The following is a 21765-nucleotide window of genomic DNA, read 5'->3' as shown; positions in this document are numbered from 1 at the left end:
TTATCCGAAGCGGTGTAGACACAACTACTCCTAAGACGGCAAATTTTGAACGCCATAGCCTTTCGGTATGACATTAAGGGCCGATATGATCAAACATCGCGTAATCCATCTGGCCATACCCGCACAAACTAATAAGGAGCAAAGATTGCAGTTGCAACGTGTGGTAGAGTATGGCAAAAATCGAAACATTACAGTCAAAATTACGGAGATCGAATTAAATGACTTTCAATCAAGAACAAGATTATTGGGCCGGCTATAAGGCAAACGAAAGAGCCTTGATTATTCAAACATGGTCAGGATTTGGGCGATATGCTCCAGACCACCTATATCCCCCTCATATCCTGCCATTGGATACCGACAATGGAACTTTAGGCACGACGGTCTTGCAAGCATTGGCGAACAGCAGGACGTTAGACAACAAAGCTGAACGTATTGATTTTTTAAAACAGGAAAGTTTTAAACCACGTTATGAGGATTGGGTTGCCAACCTATGCGGGAACTTGGGCTATAAAACCAGACGTGCACTATTTAAAAACATGATGAACGGAAATATTCGGCTGCACAACGGCTGTCTGAAAATCAGAGCATGCCGCTCTGGCTCCTGAACTTTTGCACGGACACGCGGCTTTATTGGACAGTGTCGGTCTTAGTTTCGACACAAAACAGGCACACCCCGAGATAAGCGGTGGTAAAGAAAAAAGCCTAAACGACTGTTTAGGCTTAGGGAAAGTGGTGGGTCGTGAGCGATTCGAACGCTCGACCAACGGATTAAAAGTCCGCTGCTCTACCGACTGAGCTAACGACCCGATAAGCTGTGAATTATATTGGCCGCCATCCTGCTCGTCAATAAGTTTTTTGAATTTTTTTTTTCAATAAAAGTAAACAGCCTGTTATTTGCCCTTAAACTGCCCTATTTTACTGGTCCGTTATGTTATGATTCCCACGCCTGCCTGAAAAGGGATAGGCGTTTTCCAGATTAAGAAAGGATAAAACATGAAAAAATTACTGATTGCTGCGATGATGATGGCTGGTTTGGCTGCATGCTCTCAAGAGGCCAAACAACAAACCCAAGAGGCTGCTTCTGCCGTAGCTTCTGATGCCAATGCTGCTGCTTCCGAAGCAAAAGATGCGGCTGATAAAGCAGTTTCCGAAGCAAAAGATGCGGCTGCCGATGCCAAAGACGCTGCCGAAAAAGCCGTTTCTGATGTTAAAGATGCTGCTGCCGATGCTAAGGCAAGCGCAGATAAAGCCGTCTCCGACGCTAAGGAAAATGCAGATAAAGCCTTATCAAATGCAACCGAATCCACAGGAAAAGCAGTTGAAGAAGCTGCCAAAGATGCAAAAAATGCTGCAAAAAATGCTTTGGACAAGGCCGCTGATGCAACCCACAAAGCAGCAGACAAAATGAAAGATGCTGCAAATAAGTAGTTAATTTAAAAGCATATAAACAAGCTGTCGAAATTATTCCGTACGGCTTGTTTTGTTTACCTCGTTTTATTTTTCAGACGACCTCTTGTGTTAAGATGACGGCTTTACCGTGCAGGAAATCTGTTATGACCGATATTCTGAATAAAATCCTTGCAACCAAAGCCCTGGAAGTCGCCGCACAAAAAGCTTCTGTCTCTTTGGATGAAATGAAAAAACAGGCAGATGCCGCCTTACCCGTACGCGGTTTTTTTGACTCTATCCGTACCAAACACGAGCAAAACCGCCCTGCCGTCATTGCTGAAATTAAAAAAGCCAGCCCGAGCAAAGGGCTGATCCGACCCGATTTCCATCCTGTGCAGATTGCCCGCGCTTATGAAAATGCCGGAGCTGCGTGCTTGTCGGTATTGACTGACGAACAATATTTCCAAGGCTCTCCCGAATATTTGAAAGCGGCACGTGCGGCAGTCGGGCTTCCCGTTTTACGAAAAGACTTCATCATTGATGAGTATCAGATTTATCAGGCGCGTGCATGGGGTGCCGATGCCGTCTTACTGATTGCCGCCGCGCTTGAGCAAGAACAATTAGAACATTTTGAAGCAGTAGCCCATCAATTAGACATGAGCGTATTGTTGGAACTGCATGATGCTTCCGAATTGGGAAAATGCCGAAATCTGACAACACCCTTATGGGGCGTAAACAACCGCAACCTGAGGACATTCGACGTATCTTTACAGCAGACTCTGGATTTATTGCCTGCGTTGACAGGTAAAACCGTCGTTACTGAAAGCGGCATCCGAAGCAAATCCGATGTCGATTTTATGCGCAACCACGGCGTACATACCTTCCTTATCGGCGAAACTTTTATGCGCGCCGACGATATTGAAGCGGTAGTGCGGAAGCTGTTTTAAGGTTTCATATTGCGGAATCATGTAAAAAGTCGTCTGAAAACAGATTTTGGTTTTCAGACGACCTTTTTTCCTCAAATCTAAAAGCGGGCAAAATTCTGATTGTATAGTCAACTTGCTTACTTTTTGACATGGCTGACAATAGGTGCAGCATCAAAAACAAAAGAAGTAAACTGAACTGAAAAACTCAGCAACATTTTGAAATAAAAAAGTTTCGTTGGGTCTTGAACAATCTACAATTACGAAAAAGCACAATCAAATAATAAAAAATAGCGCGATTAACAGCAGTTGAATACATAATTTAAACAATGCAGTACGACTAACAAAGTAGATGGGTAACGTGCCGAAAATAACCATCAGGAAGATAATCAGCCATGGTTGCCATCTGTTAAGATGGGTAGCTTCAGTAAAGCATGTATGAATATGAAATACCATAATGGCAACAACGAGTAATACAGGTGCAATTTCAGTCATAGTAATATCAGCCATAGTTCTATTGTCCCATTGATTAAGACAGTCTGAAATTTAAGTTTCAAACGGTCTTTTCTTATTCACCCAACAATCAGTCTTTTAACTTCGCCAACTGATTTTGCACCTTCGCCATCTTATCTTCCAATTCCGCCAAATCGGCTTTGTCTTTTTCCACCAGATGCGCGGGGGCTTTTTCGGTGTAGCCGGGTTTGGAGAGTTTGGCGTTGAGTTTATCCAAGGCTTTTTGCAGCTTTTCGGCTTCTTTGCTCAAACGGGCGGTTTCGGCGGCTTTGTCGATTTCGATTTTCAGCATCAGGCGTGCGCCGTTGCAGACGGCGACGGGCGCGTCTTCGCTTTCGGGCAGGGCGGCGACTTGCTGTGCTTCGGTCAGTCGGGTCATCATCGGCAGGTATTTGAGGTAGTCCGCCAAGTCGTCCGTGCTTTCGACAAACAGCGGGGCTTTGACATTAGGCTGGATGCCCATTTCGCCACGCAGGTTGCGGACGGCGCCGATCAGGTCTTGCAGTTGCGCCATTTGGTCAAAAGCAGCCTGCACGATTTTTTCCGGGTCGGCTTTGGGATAGGCTGCCAGCATAATGCTGTCGGCGGTTTTGGCATTGGCCAGCGGGGCGACGGCCTGCCACAGCTCTTCGGTGATGAACGGGATAATCGGGTGCAGCAGGCGCAATGCGGCTTCCAGCACGCGAACCAAGGTGCGGCGCGTGGTGCGCAGGGTGGTGGGGCAGCCGGTTTGGATTTGCACTTTGGCCAATTCGATATACCAGTCGCAATAGTCGTTCCACACGAATTCGTACAGCGTTTGCGCGGCCAAGTCGAAGCGGTAGGTTTCAAATGCTTCGGCAGCGGCGGCTTCGGTTTGTTGCAGGCGGCCGATAATCCATTGGTCGGCGAAAGTGTAGGCCAGCGGCTGGGTTTCGTCTTGGCCGCAGTCTTGGTTTTCGGTGTTCATCAGCACAAAATTGGTGGCGTTCCAGATTTTGTTGCAGAAGTTGCGGTAGCCTTCGGCGCGTTTGAAGTCGAAGTTTACGCTGCGCCCCAAGCTGGCGTAGCTTGCCATGGTGAAGCGCAATGCGTCCGCACCCATGCTGGGGATGCCTTCGGGGAAGAGTTTTTTCGTGGCTTCTTCCACTTTCGGCGCGGTTTCAGGTTTGCGCAGGCCGGTCGTGCGTTTCACCAGCAGCTTGCCCAAGTCGATGCCGTCAATCAAATCGACGGGGTCGATGACGTTGCCTTCGGATTTGGACATTTTTTTGCCTTCGTGGTCGCGCACGATGCCGTGGATGTACACGTCTTTAAACGGTACTTTGCCGGTGAAGTGGGTGGTCATCATAATCATGCGCGCCACCCAGAAGAAGATGATTTCGTAGCCGGTAACTAAGACGTTGGACGGCAGGAAGGCTTTGAGTTCGTCGGTTTCAGACGGCCAGCCGAGCGTGGAGAACGGCACGAGCGCGGAGGAGAACCATGTATCCAATACGTCTTCTTCGCGGGTCAAGCCTGTTTTGCCGGCTTGTTTTTCGGCTTCTTCCTGATTGCGGGCAACGTAAACATTGCCTGCTTCGTCGTACCATGCAGGGATTTGATGCCCCCACCACAGTTGGCGCGAGATACACCAATCTTGGATGTTGTTCATCCATTGGTTGTAGGTATTGACCCAGTTTTCAGGGATAAAGCGCACCGCACCGCTGTCGACGGCTTTTTTGGCTTTGTCGGCGAGGCTCAAGCCTTTGAATTCGCTGTCAGGCTCGCCGCCGTTTGGCGTGGCGGACATGGCGACAAACCATTGGCTGGTCAGCATCGGCTCAATCACCGAGCCTGTGCGGTCGCCTTTCGGCGTCATCAGCGTGTGCGCTTTGATTTCGACCAACAAGCCTTGTTCCTGCAAATCGGCAACCATTTGTTTGCGTGCGGCAAAGCGGTCCAAGCCTGCGTATTTTTCAGGCAGGGCAAAGCCTTGTTGCGCTTCGCCTTTGAAGTTGAACACTTCGGCGTTTGCCAGCACTTTGGCTTCCAAGTCGAACACATTAACCAAGCGCGTGTCGTGGCGTTTGCCGACTTCGTAGTCGTTGAAGTCGTGCGCAGGCGTGATTTTCACGCAGCCGGTGCCGAAGTCTTTTTCAACGTATTCGTCGGCAATCACGGGGATGGTGCGGCCGGTCAGCGGCAGGATTAATTCTTTGCCAATCAAATGGGTGTAACGTTCGTCTTCGGGATTGACGGCAACGGCAACGTCGCCCAGCAGCGTTTCGGGACGGGTGGTCGCCACAATAACGGCTTCGGCGGGATTGTCCGCCAGCGGATAGCGGATGTGCCACATAGAGCCTTGTTCTTCCACGCTTTCCACTTCCAAATCCGATACCGCCGTGCCGAGCACGGGATCCCAGTTCACCAAGCGTTTGCCGCGGTAAATCAAGCCTTGCTTATACAGGCGCACGAACACTTCGGTAACGGTTTCGGCGCGCACGTCGTCCATCGTGAAATACTCGCGCGTCCAGTCGGCAGAACAACCCACGCGGCGCATCTGCTGCGTAATCGTGCCGCCGGACACTTCTTTCCATTCCCACACTTTTTCTAAGAATTTTTCGCGGCCCAAGTCATGACGGGACACGTTTTGCGCGGCAAGCTGACGCTCGACCACGATTTGCGTGGCGATGCCCGCGTGGTCGGTGCCGGGAATCCAGGCGGTGTTGCAGCCTTTCATGCGGTAGTAGCGGGTCAGGCCGTCCATAATGGTTTGGTTGAAGGCATGACCCATGTGCAGCGTGCCGGTTACGTTGGGCGGCGGCAGTTGGATGGAAAAAGACGGTTTGGTCAAATCCATATCGGGCTGGAAATAACCTTGGGTTTCCCAGTTTTGATAGTGTTTGGATTCGATTTCGGCGGGATTGTATTTGTCTAACATGGTAAAAAATGCTGTCTGTAAAAGGGTTTGCGGGCAAACGTCTGTTTAAAAAATAATGGCGGATTATAGCGCAAAAAGGTCGTCTGAAACGGAATATCGTTTCAGACGACCTTTTTGAAACAAATCGAAACGGGCTTATTTGCCTTTGTCGGATTTGGCTTCTTTTTTCAAGGAAGCGTACAACTCAGGGTCGCGGTTTTTCAGCAGGGAGGCAATCGCCAAATCGTCGCGGTTTACTTTTGCCAAGTCAACGCGTTCGATGTGTACCAAGCGCAGCAGCTCGCGTACAGGTTTGGGCATATTGCGGCCGGATTCGTAACGTGAACCACCGGATTGGGTTACGCCGATACGGCTCCAAAAGTCCATTTGGTTCAAACCGAGTTTTTTGCGGATATCGCGGATGTTGTCAATTTTCTCAAACGACTTCATGAAAATTCCTTTTTCTTCTGTATTGTTTGTTGATAAGCAAGAATCTGCTTCTCAGTATCGGGATGCGGAAGCTTTCAACACAGACCAATCGTTACACGAATGACAATCGGCTGCGCGATAGAAAACTATCTATACTGAATGTTTAGACAGTATATTCGAAAGAAGTTTTGTCAGATTCTTGATAATTTGCAAAAATATTTCCAAGTTAAATAATTTCAACGAATTTTTCTTTACAAATCATAAATATACATTTTAAGCATAAGTAATATTTTACAAAAAAAAACAATTTAATCAGGAGTATCGCGTTCTTAATTATCAATTTACCATAATGCCTTGCACAAAAAATACGCAATAGGGCCGTATTCCAATGCGTATTTTCAGCTATTCGGTCTCAAAACGCTGCCTAGCGTTTTCTCGGATAAAAGGTAATCGGCTGGACGATGGCGCGTGTCAGCTGTTTCGGCAAGGTCATCATTGCAATCATCCACACGCCCACCGTGTAACACAATATCCCGCCGTTACGCATCCCTCCCAATGCAGTACTGCCTAAAACTGCCTCCAGCATCAAGCAAACGACGGCAGCCGCACAAGCTGCCATGCCGGCAAGAAACAGCGCATGGCGGGCATATCTGCGCAACATTTTTTTCAAAGCCGCTTTGACCAAAACGGCAGCAATCAACAGATTGAAAAAGAAAAACACGCCTGCAACCAGCCACACCGCCGAATCGTTCCATCCTTTCGCCACAGACCATCCGCCACCCTGCCGGCTAAACAGCAATCCGCCGCCACCCGCTATCATGGCAAACACATCATGAATCAATAACGACAGCGGCAATGCGGCAAAAATCAATGCCGTCAGCAAAGGCCGATAAGGTTTTTCCTGTTCGAGATACATCATGCCGTTCCAAAATCGAAAACAACGGCAATTATAGAACAATCGCTTTGCGGTATCAGCCTGAAGCGGAATCAGATCAGAAATGAAACAACACCAAGCTCAAGGCAATCCCCGCCATGCCGGACGTCAAGCCGTAAACGGTTTCGTGTCCGTCGGAATAACGCTTGGCGGCGGGCAGCAATTCGTCCAACGCAAGAAACACCATCACGCCCGCAATCACGCCGAACACTGCACCGAACACGAGAGGCGATAAAAACGGCTTGAGCATGGTGTAGCCCAAAACCGCGCCCAACGGTTCGGCCAGCCCTGAAGCGAGGCAGGCGAGGACGGTTTTTTTGCGGTTGCGCGTGGCGAAATAAACAGGGGCGGCAATGGAAATACCTTCAGGAATATTGTGTATCGCAATCGCGAGCGCCAGTGGCATCCCGACCGCGGGGTTTTCCAGCGTGGCGAAAAACGTTGCCAAACCTTCAGGAAAGTTGTGTGCGGTAATGGCAAACGCCGCCATCATGCCGACGCGGGCGATGTGGCGGCGTTTGTTTTCCTGAAAGGCGGGGTCGTGCGGGTCGAGCGTTTCATGCGGATTCGGCACAAGGCGGTCAATCAGCGCAATCGAGCCCATGCCTGCCAGAAAAGCCAGCGTCGCGGCGGCGAAGGCTTTGTCTTTATCGTAAACCTGCCCGAAGGCTTCGCTGGATTTGTTGAAAATCTCCGTCAGCGACACATACACCATCGCCCCGCCCGCGAACGCCAATCCGAACGACAATACGCGCGGGTTGGGCGTTTTGGAAAACATCACCAGCCCGCTGCCCAATACGGTAAACAATCCGGCGGCAAGGGCGATGCCGAAGGCGGTGATAAGGTTGGGCAAGGCAATATCAAGCATGAAAATCGGTTCTTCAGTGAATGTAATGCCATCAGGCTAACACATATTTCCATAAAAGAGAATAGTTATTATTTTCATAAATAAAGATTAAGATGGAAAAATATTGAAACTGTCATTCCCTACCCGCTGACGCGAAGGCGGCTGCGCAGGCATGACGGCACAGGCTTTTCATTTCACTTTAACGTAACAAAAAGGTCGTCTGAAACCTGATTTCCGGTTTCAGACGACCTTTTCTGCTTTATCCGTGAAGCGTTTTGCTCAACTCAAGAGCATTTCCTGCATCAGCTTCATGCCCCATTGCCAGCCGCCGAGAGCGCCGTTGAGTGTGCCGGAATGTGGCGACAGGAGGAGGCGGGCGTTCCACAGGTTTGCCCGTTCTTCCGCCCAGTTGCGCGGCGTGCCGTTTTGTTCGGCGATGACAAGCGCGGTGCGGCAGGGGCAACGGACGCGCCGGAGGGTGTGTATTTCATCGTCGGGGAATGCTTCGGGGCGCGGCGAGACGAGGATGATGTTGACGATTTTTTTCTGCGTCAGGATGTCGGTTTGGTAGAGCCAAGCCAAAAAGGCGGATACGCCTGCGCCGTGGGCGACGACGGCGATGTGTTCGCCGCTGATGCCTTCAAACGCTGTTTGAATATTTGCCTGCCATTGGGCGATGCTTTGGCTGGCGGAAGCGGCAGCGGTTTGGACGACGGGATAGCTGACCGCCCAGCGGTCTATCCACATTTCCGCTTCGTCCGCGTCGCGTATCAAGAAAAGCGTCAGATCTTCGAGTTCGAAAGTTCGCATTTCAGACGACCTATTTGAGCAAATCGTTGAGCGTAAAGGTAATCAAGAGCGCGGCGGGGACGCTTAAGATGGCACAGGTGGCGAGGCAGATCAGGATGTTGGCAATCAACCGCCAGCCTTTCCAGCCGAAACACTTGGCGGCAATCATGAGGCAGGGCAGCGAAAACAGCAGCCACACCAACGCCCAAAGCGGATTGGCGCGGGTCATTTCAACCCAGCCGGACATCCGCGCCAGCATGAATATCGTCCACACCAGCATAGGCAATACAAACGCGGCGACCACCCATGCCGCGCCTATGCCGGTTTTACCGTTCACATTCCAATCGTATTTGCCGAAAACTTTATTGGGCAGCATAGTCGTACTCCACGACCAAAGGCGCATGGTCGGAAAATTTCTCATCTTTATAAACATGCGCGGACACCGCTTTGGCGGCGAGTTCGGGCGTAACCATCTGATAGTCGATGCGCCACCCGACATCTTTCGCATACGCCTGTCCGCGGTTGCTCCACCAAGTGTAGCCCGGATTGTCAGGATAGAGCGTGCGCCACATGTCCGTCCAGCCAAGCGTATGGATGACTTTGCCTATCCATTCGCGCTCTTCAGGCAGGAAGCCTGAGTTTTTCTGATTGCCTTTCCAGTTTTTCAGGTCGATGTTTTGGTGGGCGATGTTCCAGTCGCCGCAGACGACAATGTCGCGCCCCTCCGCCTTCATGGCTTCAAGCATGGGATAGAACGCGTCTAAAAAGCGGTATTTCAATTCCTGCCGCTCCGGCGCGCTGGTGCCGCTGGGCAGATAAAGCGAAATCACCGACAACTTTCCGAAATCACAGCGCACAAACCGCCCTTCCCTGTCGAATTCTTCAATGCCCATACCGATTTGCACATGGTCAGGTGCGCGTTTGCTGTACACCGCTACGCCGCTGTAACCGCGTTTTTCGGCGCAATGCCAATGGCCGTGCATCCCGTGCGGATTCTTCATTTCGTCGGACAAATCGGCTTCCTGCGCTTTGAGTTCCTGCACGCAGACAATGTCCGCACCCGATGCGGCGATGTATTCGTAAAACCCTTTTTTGTAGGCGGAGCGGATGCCATTGACGTTGGCAGAGATGATTTTCAGCATAATTTTGTGCTTTGGAATATTGGTTTGAGGAGAAAAAACGGATTGTAACCGATAGCGGCAAAGGTCGTCTGAAAAACAGGTTCGGACAAATCCATCCTATTCCCGATACTCAAACGCCGCACCTAAAAACTGGGCCAACGCCGAAACATGGGAACGCTGCGGATTCTTGACGGCGGTCAGCAGCCATACCCTGCCGTTTTGCTTCTCCAACTCAAGCAGGCGGGCTACGGCGCGCTGTTGCACCTCGCCCTGCAATTCTTCGTGATAGCGCGTAACGAAGCCGTCGAAATTCTGCTCCGGGTTTTCATGATACCAACGGCGCAGGGCGGCACTCGGCGTAATGTCTTTGAGCCAGAGGACGGAGGCGAACTTTTCCTTCGTCACCCCGCGCGGATAAAGGCGGTCGATAAAGACGGCGGTTTGTCCGTCTGCGGGGAGGTAACGATAAATGCGTTGTACGGTAAACATCGTTTTTCTGCTCCTATATCTTGGGTTCAATCAAACGGCACCGAGTCCTTTCAGACGACCTTTCACCTTCAAACGTCGTCTGAAACCCGTTTCCATTCCAATGCCAAATCGTACAAGGCTTTTTTGCCTTCGCCGGTAATTTTGGCGGCAAGTTCGGCGGCCTGCTTGGTGGGCAGTTCGGCAGCGAGGATTTTCATAACGTTTTGGGCGGTATCGGGCAAGGTACCGTGTTTTTCACGGGGCGCAGGATGGAGGATGAGCACCATTTCGCCGCGCACCTGATTGCCGTCGTTTTTCAGGGTCGTCTGAATTTCAGTAACCGTGCCGCTGAGGAAGGTTTCAAAGGTTTTGGTGATTTCTCGGGCAAGGGTCAGGCTGCGTTCGGGGAAGAGGGCCGCCATGTCGGCAAGGGTGGCTTCGATGCGGTGCGGGGTTTCAAACATCACAACGGGGAAATCAGCCTGCGCCCATTTGGCAAGCAGCTTCTGCCGTTCGCCGGATTTCGGCGGTAGGAAACCGTTGAAGTAGAAATTGGGTTCGGTAACGCCTGCGACGCTCAATGCCCCTATGACCGCGCTCGCGCCGACAACGGGGACGACCTTGAACCCAGCCTCACGCACGCGGCGGGCGAGTTTCGCACCGGGATCGCAGACGGCGGGCGTACCTGCGTCGGAAACTTGTGCGACAGTGAGGTCGTCTGAAAGATGGTTGATGATTTTGTCCGCCATTTGCTGTTCGTTATGCTCGCGCACGCTGACGAGTTTGCCCTGTATGCCGTATGCGCTCAGAAGCTGTGCGGTAACGCGCGTATCTTCGGCGCAGATAATGTCGGCTTTTTGCAGGACGGCGAGTGCGCGCAGGGTGATATCCGCCAAATTGCCGATGGGCGTGGCGACAACGTATAATGTCCGTTTTTCAATACTGTCGGCGGCTTTTTGAAGGTGTTTTTGAAACATGGCTTTATCAGGTCGTCTGAAAACAATATAACGATATTATACGGGGTAAACTTCCATGCGTCTGAACCACAAACAAGGGGTGGCGGGCGAAGATGCCGCGCTGGCGTTTCTTCTTTCGCAAGGCTGCAAACTCGTGGCGCGCAACTGGCACTGCGCTTACGGCGAAATCGATTTGATTGTCAAAAACGGTAACATGATTCTGTTTGTTGAAGTAAAATACCGCAAAAATCAGGGGTTCGGCGGTGCCGCATACAGTATTTCGCCGTCTAAGTTATTGAAACTGCAACGGTCTGCGGAGTATTATCTGCAACAAAACGGCATGACGGATACCGCGTGCCGTATCGATGCGGTACTGATAGAAGGAAACCGCCCGCCCGAATGGATAAAGAATATTACAGGTTGACGATATGACGACTTTACAAGAGCGCGTTGCCGCCCATTTCGCCGAAAGCATCCTTGCCAAGCAGGCAGCCGAAAAAGTGCTGGTCGAGCCGACCGCTCAAGCAGCCGAATTGATGCTGCAATGCCTGATGAACGACGGCAAAATCTTAGCCTGCGGCAACGGCGGTTCGGCTGCCGACGCGCAGCACTTCGCCGCCGAAATGACCGGACGCTTTGAAAAAGAGCGCATGGAACTTGCCGCCGTCGCGCTGACGACGGACACTTCCGCGCTGACCGCCATCGGCAACGACTACGGTTTTGACCATGTGTTCAGCAAACAAGTGCGCGCGCTCGGACGTGCCGGCGACGTTTTGGTCGGCATCTCTACCTCCGGCAACTCCGCCAACGTCATCGAAGCCATCAAAGCGGCACACGAACGCGATATGCACGTCATCGCTATGACTGGCCGCGACGGCGGCAAAATCGCCGCTATGCTCAAAGACACCGACGTACTGCTCAACGTCCCCTACCCGCGCACCGCTCGCATTCAGGAAAACCATATCCTGCTGATACACGCCATGTGCGACTGTATCGACTCCATGTTGCTTGAAGGAATGTAAGCCTTTTTTCAGACGACCTCTTTTAAAGGTCGTCTGAAACATATCCGCCGAACCCATCATCAAGGAAAAAATATGAACATCAAACGTCATACCGCACCCGTTCTGACCGCCCTCCTCCTCAGCCTGACACTCAGCGGCTGTGTCGGCGTACTCCTCGGCGGCGCGGCAGTCGGCACCAAATCCGCCGTCGACCGCCGCACCACAGGCGCGCAAACCGACGACAACGTAATGGCAGTGCGCGTCGAAACCACCGCCCGCTCCTACCTGCGCCAAAACAACCAAGCGCAGGGTTACACCCCCAAAATCAACGTTGTCGGCTACAACCGCCAACTGCTGCTGCTCGGACAAGTCGCCACTGAAGGCGAAAAACAATTCGTCGAACAAATCGCCCGCGCCGAACAAGCCGTCGAAGGCGTGTACAACTACATCACCGTTGCCTCCCAAGAACGCACCATCGGCGACATAACCAACGACACATGGGGTACATCCAAAGTCCGCACCGCCCTTTTGGGCCTCAAACCCGCCACACAGGCTCGTGTCAAAATCGTAACTTACGGCAACGTTACTTACGTCATGGGCGTACTGACACCCGAAGAACAGGAGCAGGTAACCCGCCGCGTCAGCACCACCGTGGGCGTACAAAAAGTCGTTACCCTGTATCAAAACTACACCCAACCCGAATAACGCAGCCCTAATCCAAAGGGCGGGAACAACATCCCGCCCGTCCCCATCCACCTTTTCACACATCGATCTATGTCCAAAAAACAAAACGAATCTTTCCAACTCAAACCTAAACACCTTATCCGCGCCGCTTTCGTCATTTCCATCATTGCCGTCGGCGCACTGATTGTTGGCGTTATCGGTACGCTCAATACCAAACCCGACACCAGCAACACCCAATCCGCCCAAACCGCGCCCAAAGACGAAGGTGTGGAAGTTTGGCGTCCGAACGGCACCGTCGAACCGAAAAAAATCATAGTAGGCTCTGAAGACGAAACAAACGAACAAGAAAAAACCGCTTCTCAAAACCCCGTTATTCCGCCACAAAACCAATCCGAAAACCGTCGTGCCAAAGCACAGCCTGACAATAAGAAAAATAAAGATAAAAACAACGACCAGCACGACCAAATACCGCCCGCGCAGACAGAAACAGCGGAAACCAAAGCCAAACCTGCCCAAAGTACCCCTGCGGATCAGCCACAGGCCCAAGCCCCTGCCCAGCCTGCCAAAACCGAAGTTCACGAAACGAAGGGCGAATCCAAACCCGCACCGCAACCCGCTCCCAAGCCGGCTCAGCCTAAACCCGCTCAACCTAAACCGGTTCAGCCCAAACCTCAGTCCAAAGATGTCATGGACAATCTGTTTTAACCGGACAACCCGCCGGCCTGCGGCCGCCTTATCCGTAATCTGCATCCTCTTCCCTTTCAGACGACCTTTGTGCCGCAACAAGGTCGTCTGAAACCATCAAGGAAACAACATGAACGAAATCATCATCAAAACCCCCGAAGAAATCGAGAAAATGCGCGAACTGGGCAAACTCGTCGCCGAAGCCCTCGACTACATCGGACAATTCGTCAAGCCCGGCGTAACCACCAACGAAATCGACAAACTCGTTTACGACTACCACGTCAACGTCCAAGGCGGCTATCCCGCCCCTCTGCACTACGGCAACCCGCCCTACCCCAAATCCTGCTGCACCTCCGTCAACCACGTCATCTGCCACGGCATTCCCGACGACAAGCCGCTCAAAGAAGGCGACATCATCAACATCGACCTGACCATCAAAAAAGACGGCTTCCACGGCGACTCCAGCCGCATGTTTACCGTCGGCAAAGTCTCCTCCATCGCCCAACGCCTGATCGACATCACCCACGAATCCATGATGGCGGGCATCGCCGCCGTCAAACCCGGCGCGACCTTGGGCGACATCGGCTATGCCTGCCAACAAGTTGCCGAAAACGCAGGCTACTCCGTCGTACAAGAATTTTGCGGCCACGGCATCGGACGCGGTTTCCACGAAGCCCCACAAGTCCTGCACTACGGCAGAAAAGGACAAGGCGTCGTCCTGAAGCCCGGCATGATTTTCACCATCGAGCCGATGATCAACCAAGGCAAACGCCACCTGCGCATCCTAAACGACGGCTGGACAGTTGTAACCAAAGACCGCTCCCTCTCCGCCCAATGGGAACATGAAGTTTTAGTGACAGAAACCGGCTACGAAATCCTGACCGTCAGCCCTGCCACCGGCAAACCCTAATCTGTCAAACCATCCCGCTTTCAAAGCTAAAAGGTCGTCTGAAAACTTGGAAATCAAGTTTTCAGACGACCTTTTAGCGTTATAGTGGATTAAATTTAAATCAGGACAAGGCGACGAAGCCGCAGACAGTACAGATAGTACGGAACCGATTCACTTGGTGCTTCAGCACCTTAGAGAATCGTTCTCTTTGAGCTAAGGCGAGGCAACGCCGTACCGGTTTAAAGTTAATCCACTATATCTTCCATACTTTATCTTTCAGGCCAACTCAAACTTTGGTACGTTCCAACAGTTCTTCCGCCAAGGCGAGATAGGCTTTGGTGCCTTTGGCGTTGGCGTCGTAGGCGAGCGCGGGCATGCCGTGGCTGGGGGCTTCGGCGAGGCGGACGTTGCGGGGGATGACGGTTTGGAACATCAGGTTGCCGAAATGTTGGAAAAGCTGTTCGCTGACTTCGACGACGAGGCGGCTGCGGCTGTCGTAGAGGGTGCGGACGATGCCAGTGATGTCGAGGCGCGGGTTGATTGCCTGACGGATTTTGCGCACGGTGGCGATGAGGTCGGAGATGCCTTCGAGGGCATAGTATTCGCACAACATGGGGACGATGACGCCGTTGGCGGCGACAAGTCCGTTGAGCGTGAGCAGGGTCAGTGAAGGGGGGCAGTCGATGAGGACGAAGTCGTAGTCGTTTTCGACGGTTTGCAGGGCGTTTTTGAGGCGGATTTCGCGGGCGATTTCTTGCACCAGCTCGATTTCGGCACCGGCAAGCGCGCGGTTTGCGCCGAGTACGTCGTAGCTGCCGTCCCCGCTGCGGACGACGGCGGTTTTGATGTCGGTATCGCCCAATACGACTTGGTACACGCCTTCTTCGAGGCGGGCTTTGTCTATGCCGCTGCCTGTGGTGGCGTTGCCTTGCGGGTCGAGGTCGATGACGAGGACGCGTTTGCCTTTGGAGGCGAGCGATGCCGCGAGGTTGACGGTGGTGGTGGTTTTGCCGACGCCGCCTTTTTGGTTGGCAACGGCGAGGATTTGTGCGCTCATGTTTTTGCTGCTGTCGGATGGATTAATGGCGGAATTTTAACGTTTTTTGCTTGAAATGGGTATAAGGTCGTCTGAAAAGGGGCTTCGGTGGGGAGAGGCATCTTTGTCACATTTCTGCCTGAGTTTCGGTAAATTCTCTTTAAATCCAGACAAGGCGGGGTATGCCGGCTGATTTAAAGTGGGCTTGTTATACAATATGCCGTTTATTTAACTGCCCTAGAGATATACCGTGAAAAAATCTTTCTTTGCCCTGATGCTTGCCGCTGTTTTGCCTGCTGCCAATGCGGCTTCGGTTGCCGAATTGGAGGAAAGAATTGAAGTTTTGGAAGCCCGCGTCGCCAGTTTGGAACGCATTATCTTATCGGGTTCGCACAACCCGAATCGGATTTATGTGTGCAGCGTCAAGCCGTTCCAAAAGTTGTTTGAGGCTTCGGGGAAAAACGAATGGGAAGCGCGCCGCGCCGTCCGCACCGCCTGCAATGCGGAAACTTCGGCGATGTTCTGCGAAGACTCTGCCATCCGTTGCGAAAAATACGAATGACGCGATTTGAAAAATAAGGGTTTTCTTTTTTACCTGCAACCTGCCTTCTTACCCGTCCGGCGGGAGAGGGCTGGGGAGAGGGTGAATCTACGCGCTGCAAGAATTTGTTTGACCTAAACCCACAAAACCACCCCCATCCTAACCTTCCCCCGCCGGCGGGGGAAGGGATAAGTTACCGTTGCAGCCACCCGTAGCGTGGGTTTTACCCAAGAGATAAATAACAGACACGGTTTCCCGATTCGGGTTGTCAGATAGTGGATTTCGAAGGCAAGGCCCGCGCTACAAATTTGAGTTATCCCAAACCTGCGTTGATTGAATAAAAGGTCGTCTGAAAACGAACGTGAACGGGTCTCTCCAAAAACCCTGATCTCAAAGTTTTCAGACGACCTATTTCAACAGGTTTTTCAAAGCCAAGCGCACGCCTTCGCCGACTTCCGTGCCTTTGGGGATGCCTTTGATGGCGGCTTTTGCCTCGCGTTCGTTGTAACCCAGCGCAATCAGGGTGTTGACGATGTCGTCCGTTTCGTCGGCGGCAGGCGCGGCGGTGAAAAGCCCGTCGGCAGCGGTATGGGAAACCAGTTTGCCGCGCAGTTCCAAAACCATGCGTTCGGCGGTCTTTTTGCCGATGCCCGGGGCGGAGGAGAGGCGTTTGATGTCTTCGTCGGCAACCGCGCGGGCAAGCTCGTCGGCGGACATGGCGGAGAGTATGCCCAGCGCGGTTTTTGCGCCGATGCCGCTGACTTTGACCAACTGGCGGAACGTCGCCCGTTCGTCGGCAGTCGCAAAACCGAACAATAAATGCGCGTCTTCACGGACGACAAGCTGGGTGTAAAGCTGCACGGTTTCGCCCAAGGCGGGCAGGTTGTAGAAAGTCTGCATGGATACGTCGGCTTCGTAGCCGACGCCGTTGACGTCGATGACGATTTGCGGCGGGTTTTTCTCGATGAGCCTGCCGGTCAGTCTGCTGATCATGGGGATTCCGTTAGGGAGTTGGGTAAAAAGGTCGTCTGAAACCTAGATGCCGACTGGCAACAGGGTTTCAGACGACCATGATTGTAGCAGTTTCTCAAGGGCGTATCGGCCAAACTGCGTTGCAGCAAAGGTCGTCTGAAACCTGAATCTTGGTTTTCAGACGACCTTTCGTGTATGGATAAGGTTTAATCTTATTTGCCGATGCAGAAGCGCGAGAAAATCACACCCAGCAAATCGTCGGCGGTGAATTCGCCGGTGATTTCGCTGCACGCGTTTTGGGCGAGGCGCAGGTGTTCGGCGAAAAGCTCGATTTGGTTGTTGTCGCAGAGGGCGGCGTTTTCCAGCTCGGCTTCGGCTTCGTGCAGGGCGTTGAGGTGGCGGCTGCGGGCGAGGAACAGGCTTTCGCTTTCGCCCTGCCAGCCGACTTCCTGCAATAGCGCGTGTTTGAGCAAGTCGAGACCCGCGCCGGTTTTGGCAGACAGGCTGATGACGGTGTCCGCGCCGGTTTGCGCGAGGCCGTCTGAACGGACGGCGACGGGTTCGCCGGTCAGGTCGGCTTTGTTGTGGATTTCGATTTTTTTCAAACCTTCGGGCAGGCTGTTCAAAATGGCTTGGGTTTTGGCGTTCACGCCTTCGCGCGGGTCAATCAGAATCAGGGCGACATCGGCTTCGGCGACGGCTTTGCGGCTACGTTCGATGCCGATTTGTTCGACCACGTCGTCGGTTTCGCGCAGTCCGGCGGTGTCGATGATGTGGACGGGCACGCCGTCGAGGGTGATTTGTTCGCGCACGGTGTCGCGGGTGGTGCCGGCGATGTCGGTTACGATGGCGATGTCGTCGCCCGCCAAGGCGTTGAGCAGGCTGGATTTGCCGACGTTGGGCGCGCCGACGAGGACGACGTTCATGCCTTCGCGCAAAATCGCGCCTTGTTCCGCGCTGGCGAGGACGGTTTTCAGACGACCTTGCAGAGCTTGGAGCTTGCCGCGCGCGTCGGCGGCTTCGAGAAAATCGATATCTTCTTCGGGGAAGTCCAGCGTGGCTTCAACCAGCATCCGCAGGGTAATAAGGTCGTCCACCAGCTCGTGTATGTGTTGGGAAAACGCGCCTTTGAGCGAACGCAACGCCATGCGTGCGGCGGATTTGCTGGAGGCGTCGATGAGGTCGGCGACGCTTTCGGCTTGGGCAAGGTCGAGTTTGTTGTTGAGGAAGGCGCGTTTGGTAAATTCGCCCGGCTCCGCCATGCGCGCACCCAGTTCGAGACAGCGCGAGAGCAGCATGTCCATTACGACGGGGCCACCGTGTCCCTGCAATTCAATCACATCTTCGCCGGTGAAGCTGGCGGGGGCGGAGAAGTAGAGCAGGATGCCGTTGTCTATCGGCTGTCCGTCGCCGCCGAGAAAGTCGGTGTAAAGCGCGGTGCGCGGTTTGGGCGTTTTGCCGCCGCTGAGGGTTTGCGCCAAAGGCAGCAGGTTTTTGCCGGAAAGACGGATCACGCCGACGCCGCCGCGTCCGGGTGCGGTGGCGATGGCGGCGATGGTGGGTTGGGATGCGGACATGGCTGGCTCGTATCGGAAATTTAATGGACGGTATTATATAGTGATTTCACAATGATAAAGGTCGTCTGAAAACAGGAGATTTAAAGTTTCAGACGACCTTATATCGACGCTGCCGCTGACGCAAATCAAGTGCAGGCAAATCCCGCCTTTACCGATGCGCCCCGTTCGCGGATAATTGAGAACATTCCCATTTCCGTTTCCAACTTTCACAAAGGATACATCATGGCATTTCTGAAACTGACCGAACAAAACGTGCAGGGCAAAACCGTCCTCATCCGCGCCGATATGAACGTGCCGTTCAAAGACGGCAAAATCAGCGACGACACCCGTATCCGCGCCTCGCTCGCGTCCATCAAATACTGCTTGGACAACGGCGCATCCGTTATCGTGATGACCCATTTGGGCCGTCCGACCGAAGGCGAGTTCCATCTTGAAGACGACGTTGCACCCGTTGCCACGCACTTGGGCGGCCTGTTGGGCAAAGACGTGAAAGTATTGAACGACTGGCGTGAAAACAAACCCGCCCTGAACGCGGGCGATGTCGTCATGCTGCAAAACGTGCGCATCAACAAAGGCGAGAAGAAAAACGATTTGGAACTGGGCAAAGCCTATGCCGCCTTGTGCGACGTGTTCGTCAATGACGCGTTCGGCACCGCCCACCGCGCCCAAGCCTCGACCGAAGCCGTCGCTCAAGCCGCGCCCGTTGCCTGTGCCGGCGTATTGATGGCGGGCGAACTCGACGCTTTGGGCAAAGCCCTGAAACAGCCCGCGCGCCCGATGGTGGCAATTGTCGCAGGCAGTAAAGTGTCCACCAAGCTGACCATCCTCGAATCGCTGGCGGACAAAGTCGACCAACTCATCGTCGGCGGCGGCATCGCCAACACCTTCCTGTTGGCGGAAGGCAAAGCCATCGGCAAATCGCTGGCGGAACACGATTTGGTGGAAGAATCCAAAAAAATCATGGCGAAAATGGCGGCAAAAGGCGGCTCCGTGCCGCTGCCGACCGATGTCGTCGTTGCCAAAGCCTTTGCCGCCGATGCCGAAGCGGTCGTCAAAGACATTGCCGACGTTGCCGAAGACGATATGATTTTGGACATCGGTCCGAAATCTGCCGCCGCACTTGCCGAGTTGCTCAAAGCTGCAGGCACGGTGGTGTGGAACGGTCCGGTCGGCGTGTTTGAGTTTGACCAGTTCGCAGGCGGCACGAAAGCACTTGCCGAAGCCATCGCCCAAAGCAAAGCCTTCTCGATTGCGGGCGGCGGCGACACGCTGGCGGCGATTGCCAAATTCGGCGTTACCGACCAAATCGGTTACATCTCCACCGGCGGCGGCGCGTTCCTCGAATTCTTGGAAGGCAAAGAGCTGCCCGCCGTAGCTGCTTTGGAAAAACGCGGCGCGTAAGCGGTTTGACGTAAAGAAGAGGTCGTCTGAAAACATAAAATAGGTTTTCAGACGACCTCTTCTTCTTTTCGCGGATTATTCCGCCACACGGTTCAGTGCCGAACGAATTAGCATCTGCGTGCCGAACCAGCCCCAGTAAATGCGGTGATGAACGATTTTTCCACCGGCAATCTGCATGAGTTCCAAAATATCCACTTGATCGCCGTCGGGCGTTTCGCGCGGGTATTCCCAAACCAGCGTGTCCCCCATCGTGAAATGCGTGCCGTTTCGATACCAGCGTACCAATTCATTCGGTCGGCGGCGCGTTCCTTCTTCTAAAAAAGCCAGGATGTCGGCTTTGCCGCGCAAAATGCCGCTTTGCCGCTGCATGATAAGGGGAACGAGCGGGCTTTCGAAAACGGCGTTGTCGTCATACAGGCTGATCAGTCGGGCGGTGTCGCGGTTTTTGGCAAACTCGTGCCAGTCGTTGTAAATGCGTTCGAAATCGTTCATGGCAGTCATTTTTCGGTCAGGTTGTTTACCGGAGCCCTAATTTTTCCGCGCAGTAACAAATTCCGCCAAGAGCCGCAAATGCAGGGCTTTTGCGCCGAAGGGTTCGAGCAGGGCGGCGGCTTCGGCGGTCAGGGTTTCGGCGTAGGCGCGGGCGGCTTGCAGACCCATCAGTTTGACGTAGGTCGGTTTGTCGTTGTCGCTGTCTTTGCCGGCGGTTTTGCCCAAGGTGGCGGTGTCGGCTTCGCAATCCAACACGTCGTCGATGACTTGGAACGCCAAGCCGAGTTTGGCGGCGTAGTTGTCTAAGGTGCGGACGTCGTCTGAATCCAAATCGGGGCAGGCAAGCGCGCCCAATACGACGGCGGCGCGGATGAGGGCGCCGGTTTTGAGGCTGTGCATCTGTTCCAACTGCGCCTGATTCATGGCTTTGCCGACGTTGGCAAGGTCGATGGCTTGTCCGCCCGCCATACCGAGGCTGCCGGATGCTTTGGCGAGCGTGGACAACATGGCGATTTGGCGTTCGGCGGGCAGTCCGGTCGGACGGCTCAATACGTCGAAGGCTTGGGTTTGCAGCGCGTCGCCGACTAAGAGGGCGGTGGCTTCGTCATATTTCACATGGCAGGTCGGTTTGCCGCGCCGCAGGCTGTCGTTGTCCATGGCGGGCATGTCGTCGTGAACCAAGGAATAGACGTGTACCATTTCGATCGCCGCCATGGCTTGTTCGACGGCGTTTTGGTCGGCATCGCCCAATTCGGACGCGGCGAGCACCAAGAGCGGGCGCAGCCGTTTGCCGCCGCCGAGGGTAACGTAACGCATGGCTTCGTGCAGCGTGTGCGGCACTTGGTTTTCAGACGGCAGGAAACGCTCCAGCAGCAATTCGGTCTGCGCTTGGGCTTTTTGCTGCCATGCTTTCAATTCATTCGCCGGGTTCAAGGTTCAGCTCCTTCAGTTCGCCCGCGTCCAATACTTGCAGCTTTTGTTCGACTTCCGCCAGCTTGGTTTGGCAGTATCTGACAAGCTCGTTGCCTTCCTGATAGGCTGCCAGAGCGTCTTCCAGCGGCATTTCGCTGCTTTGCATGGACTGGGTCAGGGTTTCGAGGCGGGCGAGGGCTTCTTCAAAGGATTTTGGGGCTTTTTTCATGATGATGCGGGCAAAAAATCAAAGCGGTATTGTAGCATTTTATGGGCTGCTTCTTGGACGGGAACGGAAAAAGGTCGTCTGAAAACCTGATTTCCAA

At 53.3% G+C, this 21765-nt stretch carries 25 protein-coding genes, 1 tRNA gene and 2 pseudogenes; 12 read left to right on the top strand and 16 right to left on the bottom strand.

Features of this window, described 5'->3' with window-relative positions:
- Nucleotides 1–67: 67 nt before the first annotated feature.
- Both HMPREF2907_RS13665 and HMPREF2907_RS02295 read left to right on the top strand, forming a co-directional pair.
- Nucleotides 68–259, top strand: a complete 192-nt coding sequence (locus HMPREF2907_RS13665; protein ID WP_472679048.1) for an endonuclease toxin domain-containing protein — start codon at nt 68–70, stop codon at nt 257–259.
- Nucleotides 219–593, top strand: a pseudogene (locus HMPREF2907_RS02295) (contact-dependent growth inhibition system immunity protein); the annotation flags it as partial. The gene HMPREF2907_RS13665 and the pseudogene HMPREF2907_RS02295, both read left to right, overlap by 41 nt.
- A 137-nt stretch (nt 594–730) precedes the next feature.
- On the opposite strand, the gene HMPREF2907_RS02290 reads toward HMPREF2907_RS02295, so the two are convergent.
- Nucleotides 731–806: transfer RNA gene (locus HMPREF2907_RS02290), tRNA-Lys, on the bottom strand.
- Between the two features lie 187 nt (nt 807–993).
- On the opposite strand from HMPREF2907_RS02290, the gene HMPREF2907_RS02285 reads away from it, so the two are divergent.
- Together HMPREF2907_RS02285 and trpC are read left to right on the top strand one after the other, a co-directional pair.
- Nucleotides 994–1428, top strand: a complete 435-nt coding sequence (locus tag HMPREF2907_RS02285) for an Ag473 family lipoprotein (protein WP_070679600.1) — start codon at nt 994–996, stop codon at nt 1426–1428.
- Nucleotides 1429–1553: 125 nt separating this feature from the next.
- Nucleotides 1554–2336, top strand: coding sequence for an indole-3-glycerol phosphate synthase TrpC (gene trpC, locus HMPREF2907_RS02280; protein WP_070679597.1), 783 nt, complete (start codon nt 1554–1556; stop codon nt 2334–2336).
- A 559-nt stretch (nt 2337–2895) separates the two neighbouring features.
- Here trpC and HMPREF2907_RS02270 read toward each other — a convergent pair.
- The 9 genes from HMPREF2907_RS02270 to rsmI form a co-directional block, all read right to left on the bottom strand.
- Complete coding sequence (locus tag HMPREF2907_RS02270; protein ID WP_070679594.1) at nt 2896–5727, bottom strand: valine--tRNA ligase; 2832 nt, start codon at nt 5725–5727, stop codon at nt 2896–2898.
- 135 nt (nt 5728–5862) lie between these two features.
- Nucleotides 5863–6156, bottom strand: coding sequence for a helix-turn-helix domain-containing protein (locus tag HMPREF2907_RS02265; RefSeq protein WP_003744960.1), 294 nt, complete (start codon nt 6154–6156; stop codon nt 5863–5865).
- 403 nt (nt 6157–6559) lie between these two features.
- Nucleotides 6560–7054, bottom strand: coding sequence for a hypothetical protein (locus HMPREF2907_RS02260; RefSeq protein WP_234396310.1), 495 nt, complete (start codon nt 7052–7054; stop codon nt 6560–6562).
- A gap of 73 nt (nt 7055–7127) precedes the next feature.
- Nucleotides 7128–7937, bottom strand: a complete 810-nt coding sequence (gene zupT, locus HMPREF2907_RS02255) for a zinc transporter ZupT (protein WP_070679588.1) — start codon at nt 7935–7937, stop codon at nt 7128–7130.
- Nucleotides 7938–8195: 258 nt separating this feature from the next.
- Nucleotides 8196–8726, bottom strand: a complete 531-nt coding sequence (locus HMPREF2907_RS02250) for an alpha/beta hydrolase (RefSeq protein WP_070679585.1) — start codon at nt 8724–8726, stop codon at nt 8196–8198.
- 10 nt (nt 8727–8736) lie between these two features.
- Complete coding sequence (locus HMPREF2907_RS02245; RefSeq protein ID WP_070679582.1) at nt 8737–9081, bottom strand: hypothetical protein; 345 nt, start codon at nt 9079–9081, stop codon at nt 8737–8739.
- Entirely contained in the window at nt 9068–9847 is a 780-nt protein-coding gene (locus HMPREF2907_RS02240; protein ID WP_045072775.1) for an exodeoxyribonuclease III, read from the bottom strand. Before HMPREF2907_RS02240 ends, HMPREF2907_RS02245 begins: the two co-directional genes overlap by 14 nt.
- Nucleotides 9848–9943: 96 nt before the next feature.
- Complete coding sequence (locus HMPREF2907_RS02235; RefSeq protein ID WP_045072774.1) at nt 9944–10315, bottom strand: DUF488 domain-containing protein; 372 nt, start codon at nt 10313–10315, stop codon at nt 9944–9946.
- Nucleotides 10316–10383: 68 nt separating this feature from the next.
- The gene (gene rsmI, locus HMPREF2907_RS02230) at nt 10384–11271 is read right to left on the bottom strand and encodes a 16S rRNA (cytidine(1402)-2'-O)-methyltransferase (RefSeq protein WP_070679577.1); all 888 of its coding nucleotides are present in this window, start codon (nt 11269–11271) and stop codon (nt 10384–10386) included.
- A gap of 55 nt (nt 11272–11326) precedes the next feature.
- Between rsmI and HMPREF2907_RS02225 the strand changes: the two genes are divergently transcribed.
- The 6 genes and pseudogenes from HMPREF2907_RS02225 to HMPREF2907_RS13660 form a co-directional block, all read left to right on the top strand.
- Nucleotides 11327–11674, top strand: a complete 348-nt coding sequence (locus HMPREF2907_RS02225) for a YraN family protein (protein WP_016686825.1) — start codon at nt 11327–11329, stop codon at nt 11672–11674.
- A gap of 4 nt (nt 11675–11678) precedes the next feature.
- On the top strand, nt 11679–12272 hold the full coding sequence (locus HMPREF2907_RS02220) for a phosphoheptose isomerase (RefSeq protein WP_070679574.1): 594 nt from the start codon (nt 11679–11681) through the stop codon (nt 12270–12272).
- A 72-nt stretch (nt 12273–12344) separates the two neighbouring features.
- Nucleotides 12345–12956 carry a BON domain-containing protein gene (locus HMPREF2907_RS02215; protein WP_070679571.1) on the top strand — a complete coding sequence of 204 codons (612 nt, stop codon included), beginning with the start codon at nt 12345–12347 and terminating at the stop codon, nt 12954–12956.
- Between the two features lie 69 nt (nt 12957–13025).
- A complete protein-coding gene (locus tag HMPREF2907_RS02210) occupies nt 13026–13640 on the top strand; it encodes a hypothetical protein (RefSeq protein WP_039405960.1) in 615 nt (204 codons plus the stop codon).
- A gap of 109 nt (nt 13641–13749) precedes the next feature.
- Nucleotides 13750–14529, top strand: a complete 780-nt coding sequence (map, locus tag HMPREF2907_RS02205) for a type I methionyl aminopeptidase (RefSeq protein WP_070679568.1) — start codon at nt 13750–13752, stop codon at nt 14527–14529.
- Nucleotides 14530–14606: 77 nt separating this feature from the next.
- Nucleotides 14607–14893 (top strand): annotated as a pseudogene (locus HMPREF2907_RS13660) (hypothetical protein); the annotation flags it as partial.
- Here HMPREF2907_RS13660 and HMPREF2907_RS02200 read toward each other — a convergent pair.
- On the bottom strand, nt 14795–15565 hold the full coding sequence (locus tag HMPREF2907_RS02200) for a ParA family protein (protein WP_070679565.1): 771 nt from the start codon (nt 15563–15565) through the stop codon (nt 14795–14797). The pseudogene HMPREF2907_RS13660 and the gene HMPREF2907_RS02200 sit on opposite strands and share 99 nt — an antisense overlap.
- Before the next feature lie 229 nt (nt 15566–15794).
- On the opposite strand from HMPREF2907_RS02200, the gene HMPREF2907_RS02195 reads away from it, so the two are divergent.
- Nucleotides 15795–16106 (top strand): hypothetical protein, encoded by a 312-nt coding sequence (locus tag HMPREF2907_RS02195; RefSeq protein WP_141754391.1) that lies wholly within the window; start codon nt 15795–15797, stop codon nt 16104–16106.
- A 387-nt stretch (nt 16107–16493) separates the two neighbouring features.
- On the opposite strand, the gene ruvA is transcribed toward HMPREF2907_RS02195, so the two are convergent.
- Together ruvA and mnmE are read right to left on the bottom strand one after the other, a co-directional pair.
- On the bottom strand, nt 16494–17078 hold the full coding sequence (gene ruvA / locus HMPREF2907_RS02190) for a Holliday junction branch migration protein RuvA (protein WP_045074972.1): 585 nt from the start codon (nt 17076–17078) through the stop codon (nt 16494–16496).
- Between the two features lie 191 nt (nt 17079–17269).
- Complete coding sequence (mnmE, locus tag HMPREF2907_RS02185; protein WP_070679562.1) at nt 17270–18634, bottom strand: tRNA uridine-5-carboxymethylaminomethyl(34) synthesis GTPase MnmE; 1365 nt, start codon at nt 18632–18634, stop codon at nt 17270–17272.
- 222 nt (nt 18635–18856) lie between these two features.
- Between mnmE and HMPREF2907_RS02180 the strand changes: the two genes are divergently transcribed.
- Nucleotides 18857–20035 carry a phosphoglycerate kinase gene (locus tag HMPREF2907_RS02180; protein WP_070679558.1) on the top strand — a complete coding sequence of 393 codons (1179 nt, stop codon included), beginning with the start codon at nt 18857–18859 and terminating at the stop codon, nt 20033–20035.
- A gap of 75 nt (nt 20036–20110) precedes the next feature.
- Here the strand turns inward: HMPREF2907_RS02180 and HMPREF2907_RS02175 are convergent, their stop codons facing one another.
- Genes HMPREF2907_RS02175 through HMPREF2907_RS02165 form a run of 3 tightly spaced genes read right to left on the bottom strand, consistent with a single transcriptional unit; the run spans nt 20111 to nt 21671 of the window.
- A complete protein-coding gene (locus HMPREF2907_RS02175) occupies nt 20111–20527 on the bottom strand; it encodes a nuclear transport factor 2 family protein (protein ID WP_070679606.1) in 417 nt (138 codons plus the stop codon).
- A 36-nt stretch (nt 20528–20563) separates the two neighbouring features.
- Entirely contained in the window at nt 20564–21460 is an 897-nt protein-coding gene (locus HMPREF2907_RS02170) for a polyprenyl synthetase family protein (protein ID WP_070636052.1), read from the bottom strand.
- Nucleotides 21444–21671: an exodeoxyribonuclease VII small subunit gene (locus tag HMPREF2907_RS02165; RefSeq protein ID WP_029609485.1), complete on the bottom strand. Its 228-nt coding sequence runs from the start codon at nt 21669–21671 to the stop codon at nt 21444–21446. The genes HMPREF2907_RS02170 and HMPREF2907_RS02165 overlap by 17 nt, the downstream gene beginning before the upstream one ends.
- Between the last annotated feature and the right edge of the window lie 94 nt (nt 21672–21765).

Origin of the sequence: Neisseria sp. HMSC055H02, assembly GCF_001813335.1 — a bacterium.
Taxonomy (GTDB): domain Bacteria; phylum Pseudomonadota; class Gammaproteobacteria; order Burkholderiales; family Neisseriaceae; genus Neisseria; species Neisseria sicca_C.
This window is presented reverse-complemented; position numbering and strand designations above follow the sequence as displayed.

What these genes read in the sequence shown, in the direction of transcription:
- ruvA (WP_045074972.1), bottom strand. Translation starts at nt 17,078, where the DNA reads ATGATCAGCAGACTGACCGGCAGGCTCATCGAGAAAAACCCGCCGCAA.
- map (WP_070679568.1), top strand. Translation starts at nt 13,750, where the DNA reads ATGAACGAAATCATCATCAAAACCCCCGAAGAAATCGAGAAAATGCGC.
- HMPREF2907_RS02210 (WP_039405960.1), top strand. Translation starts at nt 13,026, where the DNA reads ATGTCCAAAAAACAAAACGAATCTTTCCAACTCAAACCTAAACACCTT.
- HMPREF2907_RS02225 (WP_016686825.1), top strand. Translation starts at nt 11,327, where the DNA reads ATGCGTCTGAACCACAAACAAGGGGTGGCGGGCGAAGATGCCGCGCTG.
- rsmI (WP_070679577.1), bottom strand. Translation starts at nt 11,271, where the DNA reads ATGTTTCAAAAACACCTTCAAAAAGCCGCCGACAGTATTGAAAAACGG.
- HMPREF2907_RS13665 (WP_472679048.1), top strand. Translation starts at nt 68, where the DNA reads ATGACATTAAGGGCCGATATGATCAAACATCGCGTAATCCATCTGGCC.
- trpC (WP_070679597.1), top strand. Translation starts at nt 1,554, where the DNA reads ATGACCGATATTCTGAATAAAATCCTTGCAACCAAAGCCCTGGAAGTC.
- HMPREF2907_RS02265 (WP_003744960.1), bottom strand. Translation starts at nt 6,156, where the DNA reads ATGAAGTCGTTTGAGAAAATTGACAACATCCGCGATATCCGCAAAAAA.
- HMPREF2907_RS02220 (WP_070679574.1), top strand. Translation starts at nt 11,679, where the DNA reads ATGACGACTTTACAAGAGCGCGTTGCCGCCCATTTCGCCGAAAGCATC.
- HMPREF2907_RS02215 (WP_070679571.1), top strand. Translation starts at nt 12,345, where the DNA reads ATGAACATCAAACGTCATACCGCACCCGTTCTGACCGCCCTCCTCCTC.
- HMPREF2907_RS02235 (WP_045072774.1), bottom strand. Translation starts at nt 10,315, where the DNA reads ATGTTTACCGTACAACGCATTTATCGTTACCTCCCCGCAGACGGACAA.
- HMPREF2907_RS02285 (WP_070679600.1), top strand. Translation starts at nt 994, where the DNA reads ATGAAAAAATTACTGATTGCTGCGATGATGATGGCTGGTTTGGCTGCA.
- HMPREF2907_RS02175 (WP_070679606.1), bottom strand. Translation starts at nt 20,527, where the DNA reads ATGAACGATTTCGAACGCATTTACAACGACTGGCACGAGTTTGCCAAA.
- HMPREF2907_RS02245 (WP_070679582.1), bottom strand. Translation starts at nt 9,081, where the DNA reads ATGCTGCCCAATAAAGTTTTCGGCAAATACGATTGGAATGTGAACGGT.
- HMPREF2907_RS02180 (WP_070679558.1), top strand. Translation starts at nt 18,857, where the DNA reads ATGGCATTTCTGAAACTGACCGAACAAAACGTGCAGGGCAAAACCGTC.
- HMPREF2907_RS02200 (WP_070679565.1), bottom strand. Translation starts at nt 15,565, where the DNA reads ATGAGCGCACAAATCCTCGCCGTTGCCAACCAAAAAGGCGGCGTCGGC.
- HMPREF2907_RS02270 (WP_070679594.1), bottom strand. Translation starts at nt 5,727, where the DNA reads ATGTTAGACAAATACAATCCCGCCGAAATCGAATCCAAACACTATCAA.
- mnmE (WP_070679562.1), bottom strand. Translation starts at nt 18,634, where the DNA reads ATGTCCGCATCCCAACCCACCATCGCCGCCATCGCCACCGCACCCGGA.
- HMPREF2907_RS02240 (WP_045072775.1), bottom strand. Translation starts at nt 9,847, where the DNA reads ATGCTGAAAATCATCTCTGCCAACGTCAATGGCATCCGCTCCGCCTAC.
- zupT (WP_070679588.1), bottom strand. Translation starts at nt 7,937, where the DNA reads ATGCTTGATATTGCCTTGCCCAACCTTATCACCGCCTTCGGCATCGCC.
- HMPREF2907_RS02250 (WP_070679585.1), bottom strand. Translation starts at nt 8,726, where the DNA reads ATGCGAACTTTCGAACTCGAAGATCTGACGCTTTTCTTGATACGCGAC.
- HMPREF2907_RS02260 (WP_234396310.1), bottom strand. Translation starts at nt 7,054, where the DNA reads ATGATGTATCTCGAACAGGAAAAACCTTATCGGCCTTTGCTGACGGCA.